Annotated in this window: 12 protein-coding genes and 2 pseudogenes; 6 read left to right on the top strand and 8 right to left on the bottom strand. The window is 69.8% G+C overall.

Annotated elements, in window-relative coordinates:
- Positions 1-46: 46 nt before the first annotated feature.
- The 7 genes from ERL55_RS09735 to ERL55_RS09705 all read right to left on the bottom strand — a co-directional run bounded on the left by ERL55_RS09735 (position 47) and on the right by ERL55_RS09705 (position 5915).
- Positions 47-1999 carry a M2 family metallopeptidase gene (locus ERL55_RS09735; protein WP_241685744.1) on the bottom strand — a complete coding sequence of 651 codons (1953 nt, stop codon included), beginning with the start codon at positions 1997-1999 and terminating at the stop codon, positions 47-49.
- 34 nt (positions 2000-2033) lie between these two features.
- A complete protein-coding gene (locus ERL55_RS09730) occupies positions 2034-2759 on the bottom strand; it encodes a YrbL family protein (RefSeq protein ID WP_206733304.1) in 726 nt (241 codons plus the stop codon).
- Positions 2760-2766: 7 nt separating this feature from the next.
- Positions 2767-3279: a hypothetical protein gene (locus ERL55_RS09725; RefSeq protein WP_129136247.1), complete on the bottom strand. Its 513-nt coding sequence runs from the start codon at positions 3277-3279 to the stop codon at positions 2767-2769.
- Positions 3280-3298: 19 nt separating this feature from the next.
- Positions 3299-3562, bottom strand: coding sequence for a cell division topological specificity factor MinE (gene minE / locus ERL55_RS09720; RefSeq protein ID WP_100322326.1), 264 nt, complete (start codon positions 3560-3562; stop codon positions 3299-3301).
- Between the two features lie 2 nt (positions 3563-3564).
- A complete protein-coding gene (gene minD / locus ERL55_RS09715; protein WP_129136246.1) occupies positions 3565-4374 on the bottom strand; it encodes a septum site-determining protein MinD in 810 nt (269 codons plus the stop codon).
- Between the two features lie 168 nt (positions 4375-4542).
- Complete coding sequence (gene minC, locus ERL55_RS09710) at positions 4543-5313, bottom strand: septum site-determining protein MinC (protein WP_129136245.1); 771 nt, start codon at positions 5311-5313, stop codon at positions 4543-4545.
- Positions 5314-5315: 2 nt separating this feature from the next.
- A complete protein-coding gene (locus tag ERL55_RS09705; RefSeq protein WP_129136244.1) occupies positions 5316-5915 on the bottom strand; it encodes a GNAT family N-acetyltransferase in 600 nt (199 codons plus the stop codon).
- A 140-nt stretch (positions 5916-6055) separates the two neighbouring features.
- On the opposite strand from ERL55_RS09705, the pseudogene ERL55_RS09700 reads away from it, so the two are divergent.
- The 6 genes and pseudogenes from ERL55_RS09700 to ERL55_RS09675 form a co-directional block, all read left to right on the top strand.
- Positions 6056-7228, top strand: a pseudogene (locus tag ERL55_RS09700) (sensor histidine kinase); the annotation flags it as partial.
- A 115-nt stretch (positions 7229-7343) separates the two neighbouring features.
- Positions 7344-7985, top strand: a complete 642-nt coding sequence (locus ERL55_RS09695; RefSeq protein WP_129136242.1) for a response regulator transcription factor — start codon at positions 7344-7346, stop codon at positions 7983-7985.
- Between the two features lie 84 nt (positions 7986-8069).
- Positions 8070-8138: pseudogene (locus ERL55_RS15165) on the top strand (DNA-binding response regulator); the annotation flags it as partial.
- Positions 8139-8286: 148 nt separating this feature from the next.
- Positions 8287-9408 (top strand): SRPBCC family protein, encoded by a 1122-nt coding sequence (locus tag ERL55_RS09685; RefSeq protein WP_129136240.1) that lies wholly within the window; start codon positions 8287-8289, stop codon positions 9406-9408.
- Positions 9409-9507: 99 nt separating this feature from the next.
- Complete coding sequence (locus tag ERL55_RS09680) at positions 9508-9876, top strand: DUF423 domain-containing protein (protein ID WP_129136239.1); 369 nt, start codon at positions 9508-9510, stop codon at positions 9874-9876.
- 77 nt (positions 9877-9953) lie between these two features.
- Positions 9954-10628 (top strand): DNA-3-methyladenine glycosylase, encoded by a 675-nt coding sequence (locus tag ERL55_RS09675; RefSeq protein ID WP_129136238.1) that lies wholly within the window; start codon positions 9954-9956, stop codon positions 10626-10628.
- A gap of 75 nt (positions 10629-10703) precedes the next feature.
- Here ERL55_RS09675 and ERL55_RS09670 read toward each other — a convergent pair whose 3' ends face one another.
- Complete coding sequence (locus ERL55_RS09670) at positions 10704-11510, bottom strand: M15 family metallopeptidase (protein ID WP_241685743.1); 807 nt, start codon at positions 11508-11510, stop codon at positions 10704-10706.
- Between the last annotated feature and the right edge of the window lie 44 nt (positions 11511-11554).

Here is an 11554-nt window from a genome sequence, read left to right as displayed (position 1 = left end):
TGCAGAAGGGCCCGGCAATGCGGGCCCTTCCCGTGTCGTACGGCTGTCAGGGCGCCGCGGCCGCTTCCGGCATCGCACCGGCGCTCCAGCCGCAGGCCTGGCCCTCGTTCTGGGCTTTCAGCCAGTCCTGCAGCGGCGCGAAGTACTCCAGTACCGCGGCGGCGTCCATGCGGTCGCTGCCGGCCATCTCCTGCAGCGTGGCCTGCCACGGCTGGCTGGAGCCACGGCCGAGCATGGTCCAGAACTTCTCGCCGGCCTGCGCATTGCCGTAGAAGCTGCAGTCGTAGAGGGCGCCATCGTGGCCGGCGGTCTCGCACAGTGCCTTGTAGAACTGGAACTGCAGGATGTGGGCGAGGAAGTAGCGGGTGTACGGGGTGTTGCCGGGCACGTGGTACTTCGCACCCGCATCGAAGAACTCCTCCCCGCGCGGGCTCACCGGCGCCACGCCCTGGTAGCGCGCCTTCAGCTCCCACCAGCTGCTGTTGTAGTTCTCCGGCGTGATCGAGCCGTCGAACACGCCCCAGCGCCAGCGGTCGATCATGAGCCCGAATGGCAGGAATGCGACCTTCGACAGCGCCATGCGCATCTGCGAGTTGATCAGCGCCGCCTGGCTTTGCTGCGGGGTGTCGACCAGCCCGATCGAGGCGAGGTAATCCGGGGTCATGGCCAGCACGATGGTGTCGCCGATGGCCTCGTGGAAGCCGTCGTGCGCGCCTTCCTGGAACAGCGGCGGCTGCGCCTTCTGCGCGAGGTAGTAATAGATGTGGCCGAGCTCGTGGTAGACGGTGGTGAAGTCCTCCTCGGTCGGCTTGATGCACATCTTGATGCGCACGTCGTCGTCGAGATCCATCGGCCAGGCGCTGGCATGGCAGACCACGTCGCGATCGCGCGGCTTGATCAGCTGGCTCTTCTGCCAGAACGCATCGGGCAGCTGCGGCATGCCCAGCGAGGTGTAGAAGTCCTCGGCGCGGCGGGTCATGGTGGTGGCGATCGCCAGCTGCGCGGCGCGTTCCTCTTCGGCCAGGGCGGTCGGGTCGGGCAGGGTGTCCATCGCCGCCAGCCGGCGGTCGTAGCCTTCGCGGTACTGGCGCTCCAGGGTGGCGCTGACATCCAGGCTGCCCGCGTTGGGGTATGGCGCGAGGATGTCCCAGAGGTTGCTCCAGTCCTGCTGCCACATGTTGCCCATCAGGTGCGCCGGCAGCATGCCGTTGACGTCGCCCTGGCCCGGATAGCGCGCCTGCAGCCGGGTGCGCGCGTAGCAGTGCAGCTGGTCGTACAGCGGCTTGACCTGGTTCCAGAGGCGGTCGGTCTCGGCCGACAGCTCCACCGGCGACATGTCATAGCCGGAGCGCCACATCTCGCCGGCGTCGGCATAGCCCATCTCGCGCGCGCCTTCGTTGACGAGATCGACGAAGCGCACATAGTCCTGGCGCATCGGGCTTGCCACGCCGTGCCAGCCCTGCCAGGCATCGAGCTGCTGGTCGTAGTCGCGGCTGCCGCGCAGCACGTCCTCCAGCTCACCCAGCTGGCGGCAGCTGCGCTGCGCGCCTTCGCCGCTGCAGTAGGTGCCGGCGCCGTAGGTGCCTTCCATGCGGGTGGCGATGCGGGTGAGCTCACCGAGTTTTTCCGGGTCGCGCGGGGCCGGCATCGCCGTCTTGAGCTTCAGCAGGTGGATCGCGCGCGCGGTTTCCGGCGACATCTCCTGCCCCTCGAACCTGCGCGCCTGCTCGATCCAGCCATTGAGTTTCGTCAGCCAGCGCTCGCTGGCCTTGGCCGCCAGCAGCTGGCTGTCGTCGCTGATATGGGTGGACGACAGCCACTGCGCGGCGGTGGTTTCCGGGTACAGCGCGCGGTACTCGTCGTTGACCCGGGCCACGAACTGGTCGGCGGTCTCGTTCTTGGGGATTTCCGGGTGCGCGGCCGTGTCGGGCGAGCGCTGGCAGGCCGACAGCGCCAGGCAGGCACCGGCAAGCAGGGTCAGGGTCAGGCGGTGGTTCACGGTGCACCCACGGGGCGGTATTGAACCCGGCAGGCTAGTGGCCGTCCGGCGCGCCCGCAAGGGGCGCATGGGCGCGGATGCGCGCGCGCAGGCGTTCGGCGCGGCGCGCGATCTTGCGGTGCATCAGGCGCCGCGACCAGCGCGAGATCGGCAGCACTTCCTTGCCGCCGAGCACCGACTTGACGTCGACGCAGACCAGCTCGGGGCGGCCGGCGTCCCCGGTCACAACGAGGTTGCCGCTGTTGAGGTCGAACAGCGGGATGGCGTTGGCATGCAGCCAGGCTTCGAAGCGGGTGACCGCATCGCACAGCGCGTCGGCGTGGTGGCGGCCGCGCTCGGCGCCGAACAGCAGCGCGTAGAGGCTGGGGGCCGGGCTGCCGTCGGTGCCGGTCACCAGTGCGCAGCGCAATGCACGGCCCGCGGGCGTGTCGACCAGCCCGACACAGGGTGCCACCTGGCCGTCGAGGCGGCCGCCCAGGCGCGCGTGCAACTGCCGCCACGCGCGGAGTTCGAGCGCATTGGCCTGCTTCGATGGCCAATGCGCGGCCCATGCATCGCGCACGCGGTGGCGCAGCGGACGGTGCAGGGCCGGGTCCGCCGGCAACGGGTACTTCAGGCAGTGGCCCGGCAGGTCCGGATCGACCACACACACACGGTTGGCGCCGCGTGCCACCACCTGCATGCCCTGCCAGAGCCGCCCATCCGCGGAGAAGCCCTGTGCGGATGCCCGGGGCAACGGGCTCGCAGGTGCGGGCGACATGGGCCGGTCAGCAGCCGGCCGGCAGCAGGTCGCGCGCCACCAGCCACTCGCGCGCATCGGCGGCATCGTGCTCGAACCACGCGCGCGCGGAGCCCAGCCGGAAGCTGTAGCCCCAGGCATCCATGTCCGCCATCAGACGGTCGCGGCCGACCCCCGGCAATGCATCGGCGAGCACGATCTGCAGGTAGCAGGTGGCGTCTTCCTCGGCCACCGAGTCGGTGGCGTCGGTGTGCACCGCGGCGCGGCGCTCGGGTGGCAGCACGATCAGGTGGCAGGCCTCGTGCAGCATCGAGTGCACCGGCGTATCGGCGCGCACGTACACGTTGGCGCCGATCACGCCGGCCTCGGGCGCGCCCCAGTACGAGCCGGGGATGTCCGCATCCGGCTCGACCAGATGCAGCGCCAGTCCGTGCGTGGCCAGCAGCGTCGACGCTGCCGGCAACGGCACGTCGGCAACCCGCAGCACGCTGTCCTCGCCGCCCGCCGCGGACGGTGGCGCAGGGAGCGGGGCGGCGGACATCTGCCTGCCGTGGTCCCGGTCAGGCCGGGCCGGGGCGCCCATCGGGCAGCGCGACCGAGATGTCGAGCACGTCGTGGTCGCCTTCCTTGGCCAGGTCCACCTTGACCGCATCGGCATCGATGCTGACGTACTTGCGGATCACCTCGAGCAGCTCGCGCTGCAGCAGCGGCAGGTAGTCGGGCGCGTCACGGCCGGTGCGTTCCTGCGCGACGATGATGCGCAGGCGCTCCTTGGCGATGTTGGCGGTGTTCTTCTTCGGCTTGAGGAAGTCGAGGATGCCCATCGTCAACCTCCGAACAACTTGCTGAAGAAGCCTTTCTTTTCGGCATGGGTGAAGCGCATCGGCCGGCTCTCGCCGAGGATGCGCGCCACCGCGTCGTCGTAGGCCTGGCCGGCGTTGGATTCCATGTCGAGGATCACCGGCTCGCCCTTGTTCGACGCGTTGAGCACGTCGCTGGATTCCGGGATCACGCCGATGGTCTTCAGGCCGAGCACTTCCTCGACGTCGCCGATCGACAGCATCTCGCCGGTTTCCACGCGCGAGGGGCTGTAGCGGGTCAGCAGCAGGTGCTCGTTGACGCGCTCGCCGTTCTCGGCGCGGCGGGTCTTGGACTGCAGCAGGCCGATGATGCGGTCGGAGTCGCGCACCGAAGACACTTCCGGATTCACCACCACCACCGCGGTGTCGGCGAAGTACATCGCAAGGAACGCGCCCTTCTCGATGCCGGCGGGCGAATCGCACACGATGTAGTCGAAGCCGTCGTCGGACAGTTCCTTGAGCACGCGCTCGACGCCATCACGGCTGAGCGCGTCCTTGTCGCGGGTCTGCGAGGCGGCCAGCACGTAGAGCGTGTCGAAGCGCTTGTCCTTGATCATGGCCTGCTTCAGCGAGGCCTCGCCGTTGACGACGTTGACGAAGTCGTACACCACGCGGCGCTCGCAGCCCATGATCAGGTCGAGGTTGCGCAGGCCGACGTCGAAGTCGATCACCGCGACCTTCTTGCCACGCCGGGCAAGGCCGCTGGCAAGGCTGGCGCTGGAGGTCGTCTTGCCGACACCGCCCTTGCCCGAGGTGACTACGATGATTTCGGCCAATGTCGTTCTCCTGGAATGGACCGCGCAGGTTGCGCGGTCGGAATGTGGGTTGCGCCCGTAGGCGTGCCGCGGAAGGCCCGGGCACGTGCCGGATGCGCGCATCCGGCGCCTGGCATGCAGGCCGCTAGCGTAATCGTTGCGGCAGCGCGGGAAAACCGCGCCGCCATGTCAGTCGAGCGCGGCGATGCGCAGCTCGTCTCCTTCCAGCCAGACCTGTACCGCCTTGCCGTGCAGTTCCTTCGGGATTTCCTCGAGCACCTTGTAGCGCCCGGCCACGGCGACCAGTTCGGCCTGGAAGGCGCGGCAGAAGATCCGCGCGCCGGCATTGCCCTGGGCGCCGGCCAGCGCACGGCCGCGCAATGGGCCGTAGATGTGGATCGAGCCGTCGGCGATCACCTCGGCACCGGCACCGACCGCGCCCAGCACGGTGAGGTCGCGGTTCTCGGCGTAGATCTGCTGACCGGAGCGCACCGGCAGCGTCTGCATCAGGCCCGGATCACCGGCGCCGGCCGCCGGGGGCGGGGGCGGCGGAGGTGCGGGCTCGGGCGGCAGCGGCGTGGTCTCGGCCGCGGGCGCCGGCGATGGCTCGTCGCCACGCTCGTACTGGGCGCGGAACTTGGCCAGCAGCGGCAGCCCGAGCTGCTCGGACAGCCGCGCGTTGTCGCTGCTGCCCCAGGCCAGGGCCACCGGCAGCACGCCGGCGCCATGCAGCGCATCGATCAGTGCGCGTGCCTCGTCCACGCCGGGCGTGGCCGGCAGGCCGCCGAAATCGAGCACCACCGCCGCGCGTGCGAACAGGTTCGGTGCGCGGGTCACGCGGTCGCGCATTTCCGCGGCGAGGCGTTCCGGGTCGAGCCTGCGCACGCGCAGGTTGGCGATGCCGACCTGGCCGAACTTGAGCTCGCCGGCGGGTTCGAAATCCATGCTGGTTGCGGCCATGGTCAGGTGCCCGTCGGTCGATGGACGAGCGGCGCGCTGGCGCGCGGGCGCAGCAGCCACGGCACGTCGGGGAGTTCCCCGCCGTAGCGCTGGCGCACCCAGGCGTGGCTGCACAGTGGCTTGACCAGCATCGAGGCGCGCACGCCATTGCCGGGCATCACGTGCTGGCCGACTTCGAGGAAGCCGAAGCTGCCGTGGAACAGGCGCGCCGGGTCGCTGTCGTGTTCGACGAACACCTCGCAGGCCAGTACCGGGTAGCGCACCTCGGCGTACGACTGCACGTCGGCATAGAACGCCCGGCCGACGCCACCGCCGCGACGTCGGCTGGCGACCACGATGCGGTCGATATAGAAGAAGGCGTCGCCGCTGTGCTCGCGGAACCAGTGGAAATTGCTGCTGTCGTGGCCGGAGCCCGAGCCGAAACCGACCAGGAACCCGGCGAGGTTGCCGTCGCGCTCGGCGACGCGGAAGTATTCCGCGGTGTCGTGGAAGCGTCGGAGGCGGGCCGCATCCAGCGGCAGGATCGAAGGACCGGCGGCGTTGTTGAGGGCAAGGATGGAATCCAGCTCGTGCTCGCGCACGTCGCGGATGACGATCGACATTTGGGACATCCTGGGTTGCAGCAGGCACGCCGCGCGCATCGCGGCGGGCGGAAGCCGGATTATCGCATGCCGCCCCGCGGGCGCGGCGCCATGACTTCCGGCAACCTCGCCACCGGCCCGTCTTCACTACGATCGTCGCGATGATCCAGCACCTCAACAACAATCGCCTGCTGCGCTACGCCGGTCTGTTCACCTGGGGGGTGATCGGCCTGCCGTTGCTGGTGCGCACGGTCACCCAGGCCGATCTCGAGGTTCCGGACCCCGGGCAGGCGGCCTTCCTGAGCAGCGCCATGCGGGCGTGGCTGGCCTGGGGTGTGTTCGGGCTGTCCTACGCCTGGCTCACCCGCGCGCTGGGCGAACGCCGGATCGGCGCGCTCGATCACGTCCTGACGGCGCTGCTGGCCGGCAGCGCCATCGCGATCAGCTACTACAGCCAGTCCGGGCTGGGCAGCATCCTGCTGATGGTGGTGGCCTGCGTGCTGCCCTGGCTGATGCCGGTCTGGCTGGGTATCGCCCTGCTGGTGGCCTGCGAGTTCGTGATCGTGCCGGTGTACCTGCGCGGGCTGGACTTCTCGTGGCTGGAGGCGCTGCTGCAGGCCAGCCTGTATGCGGGTTTCACCGGCTTCGCCTTCGTGACCGGACTGGTGGCGCGCCAGCAGGCGCGCGCGCGTGACGAGCAGCGGCGGCTCAATTCCGAGCTGCGGGCCACCCGTGCGCTGCTGGCCGAGAGCGTCCGCGTCAACGAGCGCACGCGGATCTCGCGCGAACTGCACGATCTGCTGGGCCACCACCTGACCGCGCTGAGCCTGAACCTGGAGGTGGCCAACCACCTGACCAGCGGCACCGCGCAGGAACACGTGCAGCAGGCGCACACGCTGGCCAAGCTGCTGCTCAGCGACGTGCGCGAGGCGGTCAGCCAGCTGCGCGACGACGACGCCATCGACCTCGGCGCCACCCTGCGCCCGCTGGCCGAGAACGTGCCCGCGTTGCGCATCCACATGCAGATGCCCGAGCCGTTCCTGCTCGACGACCCGGAGCGCGCCCACGTGCTGCTGCGCTGTACCCAGGAAATCATCACCAACGCGGTGCGCCACGCCCAGGCCGAGCAGCTTTGGCTGCGCTACAGTCTGGCCGCCGATGGCGTGCGCCTGGACGCCCGCGACGACGGTCGTGGCGCCGAGGTCGCCAATGTCGGCAACGGGCTGCGCGGCATGCGCGAGCGGCTGGCGGCCTATGGCGGCAGTGTCGCGATCGAGACCGCGCCCGCAAAGGGCTTCCATCTGCAGCTGCAACTGCCGTTGTCGGCGCCGGCGGAGCGCGTGGCCCGCGCCGCCGAGGGCGCGCGCGTGCAGCCCCGGCGCAAGCGGCAATCCCAGGACACCTCCGGCGGCAACGAAGCGGCCGGGCCATCCAGCAAAGGAGAACGGCATGATCCGCGTCTGTCTGGTCGATGACCAAACCCTGGTGCGCCAGGGCATCCGTTCGCTGCTCGCGCTGGATGGCGGCATCGAGGTTGTGGCCGAGGCCGGGGATGGCCGCCAGGCCGTCGAACTGATCCCGCAGGTGCAGCCCGACGTCGTGCTGATGGACATGCGCATGCCGGTGATGTCGGGCCTGGAAGCGCTGCAGATGCTGTCGCGCGAGGGCCGGCTGCCGCCGACGATCATCCTCACCACGTTCGACGACGACCAGCTGGTGCTGGCCGGGATCAAGGCCGGCGCCAAGGGCTACCTGCTCAAGGACGTGTCGCTCGACCAGCTGGTCGGCGCGATCCGCACCGTGGCCAACGGCGGGTCGCTGGTGCAGCCGGCGATGACCCAGCGGCTGCTGTCGGGGCTCGAGCACATGCGCAACGAGTTCGTCAGCCTCGATCGCCCGGATCCGCTCACCGACCGCGAGACCGAGATCCTGCGGCTGATGGCCGGCGGCTTCTCCAACAAGGAGATCGCCAACTCGCTTGGTGTGGCCGAGGGCACGATCAAGAACCACGTCTCGAACATCCTCTCGAAGCTCGGCGTGCGCGACCGCACCCGGGCGGTGCTCAAGGCTTTCGAGCTCAAGCTCGTGTGAGGCGGAGGATGTCCGGCCCGCCGCTTGTGCGGCTGGCGCTCGCGGCCACGCGAGGCGGTGCCTCGCAGGCGGTGGCCGCTCGCCCTCTCGAAGCTCGGCGTGCGCGACCGCACCCGGGCGGTGTTGAAAGCCTTCGAGCTCAAGCTCGTGTGAGCGCGCCGTCGTGCGGCCGTCCCGCCGCCGACGACCGCATCACGCACATGAAATCGCTTCCGTTTTGCTGTCGCCGGACCCGGAACATCTTGTACGATTGCCGGTCTGCGCCCCGGCACTGCCCGGTTCCGGTCCTGGAGAACCCTGAATGACCCGTTTGCTCGAGATCCTGATTGCCCTCGCGATCACCGCCGTGATGTTCCTGGTGATCGGCGTGCTCCTTCCGTCCAGCCGTTCGCTGGAAGAGAAGGTGGAAACCAATCGCCGCCAGTCGATCGTGTTCGACACCATCAACAGTTTCCGCCGTTTCGACGACTGGCACCCGTATGCCGTCCAGGATCCGCGCATCCAGATCCAGCTTTCCGGCCCCGATTCGGGCGTCGGTGCCACGATGTCCTACGAGTCTTCGGTCGGGAACATCGGCACGGGCAGCTGGGAGATCGTCGAGTCCGAGCCGCGCACGAAGGTCGCCTACGCGATCGAGAACGACCAGCGCGGCAACAACAAGCGCAGCGAGATCACCCTGCGCCCGACCGGCCGCAGCGGGCGCAACATCGAGATCACCCAGACCTACAACGTCGATTACGGCTGGGACCTGCTGGGCCGTTACGCCGGCCTGTACGTCGCGCGCAACGTCGGCGACAACATGCAGATCGGCCTCAAGCGCCTGACCAACATGCTGGCGTCGGTGCCCAACGTCGACTACGCCGTGGAAGGCAGCAGCCTGCGCGACCTCACCACGACCGAGCTGCCGGCCGAACACCTGCTGATCGTCAAGGCCGGTGCGATCGAGCGCAGCAACGACGCGATCATGTCCTCGATGAAGGACAACATGGAGTGGATCAACCGCACCCTGGCCGCCAACAAGCTGCAGGCGGCGGGTCCGATGCGCATCATCACCTCCGAGCTGGGCCGCGAGACCTACACCTTCGACATCGCGGTGCCGGTGCGTGCCGGTGGTGCTGACGCGTCGGACGAGGGCGAGGGTGAAGCCGCGCCTGCACCGGTGGCCGATGCCACCCAGCCGCTGACCGGCCTGCAGCTGATGGGCCCGGTGGAATACGTGCACAGCCCGCCGGTGCGCGTCGCCCGGGCGAACTACACCGGCTTCATGGCCGAGCTGGACAACGTCCGCAACGCGCTGCGCGCCTGGGCGATGACCCAGGGCCACGAGGTGATCGGCCGTCCGTTCGAGAACTACGTCAACGGCGTCGATGCGGCGTTCACCGCCGACGGCGAATACGAAGTGTTCTGGACCGTCAAGCAGTAAGGTCCACGCACCGCTGTCCCGCCGCGCCGCGCCCCTCACCGGGCGCGGCGCGCGCGTTTGGGCGCGAGGTTCAGCAACACCCAGGGAGTGAGTGAGCCGATGACCAGGGACCATGGCGTCCATCCTTCGCAACGCTGGCTTGCCGCCATGGGGGCGCTGTGCGCAGGCGTGTCGGTTGCGGCAGCCGCGTACGCGTCGCACGGGCTCGAGGGCGAAGCGCAGTCGCGGATGATGCTGGCGGCCATGTTCGCGTTCGGCCATGGCGTGGCCCTTGCCGTGCTGGGGCGGCAGGCATTGCGGGGCGCGGCGCTCATCGCACTCGCGCTGCTGCTGTTTGGCGTGCTGGTGTTCTCCGGCAGTCTCGCCGGCGCCGCTCTGGCGGGCTGGCCGACCCGTGCCGCGCCGTGGGGCGGCATGTCGATGATGCTGGGTTGGCTGCTGCTGGCCGTGGACGCTCTGCGCCGCTAGGAAGCGTCCACGTGCCGGCACTGGCGGCCGGCGGGACGGTGGGCAAACATGGCCGGCCAACCGCCGCGGGACCATGTATGCCACGCCACGCAAGGGGTTTCGATACGGTTGCCGCGCACGGGTGGCTGTCGCGGCGCGACCGCAAGCTGGCCACCTGGATGCGCCGTATCGGGCCCATCGCGCCCGATCCACGCTGGCGCCGCGCGTTCGATCCGGTCGACGCGCTGGCCCGCGCGATCCTGTTCCAGCAGCTGTCGGGCAAGGCTGCCGCGACCATCGTCGGCCGGGTCGAGGTGGCGATCGGCTCCAGCCGCCTGCATGCCGACACCCTCGCGCGCGTCGACGACGCCGCGTTGCGTGCCTGCGGCGTCTCCGGCAACAAGACCCTGGCGCTGCGCGACCTCGCCGCGCGTGAAACCGGCGGGGAGATCCCCTCCCTGCGGCGGATGGCCGGCATGGACGACGAGGCGATCATCGAGGCACTGGTGCCGATCCGCGGCATCGGCCGCTGGACCGTGGAAATGATGCTGATGTTCCGCCTCGGCCGCCCCGACCTGCTGCCGGTGGACGATCTGGGCGTGCGCAAGGGTGCGCAGATCGTCGATCGCCTGGAGACCATGCCGACACCGCGCGAACTTGCGCTGCGGGGCGAGCGCTGGGGGCCGTACCGCACCTACGCGGCGTTCTATCTGTGGCGGATCGCCGACGCGGCGCAGGCGGCAAAGGCGCCGACCCCGCGCTCGCAGGAATAGCCCGGCGCTTGCAGGCGCTCGCGCCTGCGATGCCCTATTACGCAGTGGTGCTGGCGATATCGCGGGCGCGCGGCCTCACGCGGCAGCGCGGTAACGCCAGTGCCAGGGTTCGTAGACGATGCCGTGGGGGTTGTCGCGCGGATAGCTCATCGCGAAGCCGTGGGTAGCAGCGTGTTCCTGCAGCCATACGAATGCGGTGGTGTGTTCGAAGCTTTCCTCCGCCGACGGTTCGCCCGGCGCGGAGATATCCAGCGCCTGGCCCGAGTGGTGTTCGCTGAAGCCGGGCGCGGCGTTGACCGCGAGGATGTCCTGCACGTGCAGTCCGCGGGCACGCTTGCGGGCGAAGATCCCCAGCTGGTAGGCGTGGCTGCGGTAGCCCGACACCGACTCCAGCCAGATGTCGTCATCGCGCGCCGCGGCCTGCATGCGCTGCCAGGCGAGCGCGGCATCGCGTTCCAGCCAGAGCGGACGGGCGTGGCGGTCGTGGCCGGCAAAGGCCAGCCAGGCCGGTTCGGCCACCAGCGCAAGCCCGGTCCGTCCAGCATAGGCGTCGGCATCGAGGCCGAGCCCCGCCAGGCGTGCCTCCAGCCCGTGGACCGGCAGGGCATGTGCGCGCGGCAGGCGTTCGCCGCGCAGCACGGGGGCGCTGGCCAGGGCGCGCAGGGCGGCATCGGCCGCCAGCCCGGCCTGCCAGCGCGGCAGCAGTTCGACCAGGCCCTGATCGAGCGCGGCGGCGAGATAGCGGCCGTCACTCTTGCGGCGCAGCACCCAGCGGGCGAGCGCCAGCGCACGCTGGTCGTGGCTGTCGCGCGCGCGCAGCAGGTCCGCCGGCCACAGTTCGATGTCGGCGGTGTTGATCAGCAGGCGGGGCAGGGCGCGCACGACGGCTCCGGAAAGCGCACGGGGCAGGCCAGTGTAGCGCTGGC

Source organism: Luteimonas sp. YGD11-2 (assembly GCF_004118975.1).
GTDB classification, from domain to species: domain Bacteria; phylum Pseudomonadota; class Gammaproteobacteria; order Xanthomonadales; family Xanthomonadaceae; genus Luteimonas; species Luteimonas muca.
Note: the sequence above shows the minus strand (reverse complement) of the source record. Positions and strands in the feature narration are given on the sequence as shown.

What these genes read in the sequence shown, in the direction of transcription:
- ERL55_RS09730 (WP_206733304.1), bottom strand. Translation starts at nt 2,759, where the DNA reads ATGTCGCCCGCACCTGCGAGCCCGTTGCCCCGGGCATCCGCACAGGGC.
- ERL55_RS09725 (WP_129136247.1), bottom strand. Translation starts at nt 3,279, where the DNA reads ATGTCCGCCGCCCCGCTCCCTGCGCCACCGTCCGCGGCGGGCGGCGAG.
- minE (WP_100322326.1), bottom strand. Translation starts at nt 3,562, where the DNA reads ATGGGCATCCTCGACTTCCTCAAGCCGAAGAAGAACACCGCCAACATC.
- minC (WP_129136245.1), bottom strand. Translation starts at nt 5,313, where the DNA reads ATGGCCGCAACCAGCATGGATTTCGAACCCGCCGGCGAGCTCAAGTTC.
- ERL55_RS09705 (WP_129136244.1), bottom strand. Translation starts at nt 5,915, where the DNA reads ATGTCGATCGTCATCCGCGACGTGCGCGAGCACGAGCTGGATTCCATC.
- ERL55_RS09695 (WP_129136242.1), top strand. Translation starts at nt 7,344, where the DNA reads ATGATCCGCGTCTGTCTGGTCGATGACCAAACCCTGGTGCGCCAGGGC.
- ERL55_RS09685 (WP_129136240.1), top strand. Translation starts at nt 8,287, where the DNA reads ATGACCCGTTTGCTCGAGATCCTGATTGCCCTCGCGATCACCGCCGTG.
- ERL55_RS09680 (WP_129136239.1), top strand. Translation starts at nt 9,508, where the DNA reads ATGACCAGGGACCATGGCGTCCATCCTTCGCAACGCTGGCTTGCCGCC.
- ERL55_RS09675 (WP_129136238.1), top strand. Translation starts at nt 9,954, where the DNA reads ATGCCACGCCACGCAAGGGGTTTCGATACGGTTGCCGCGCACGGGTGG.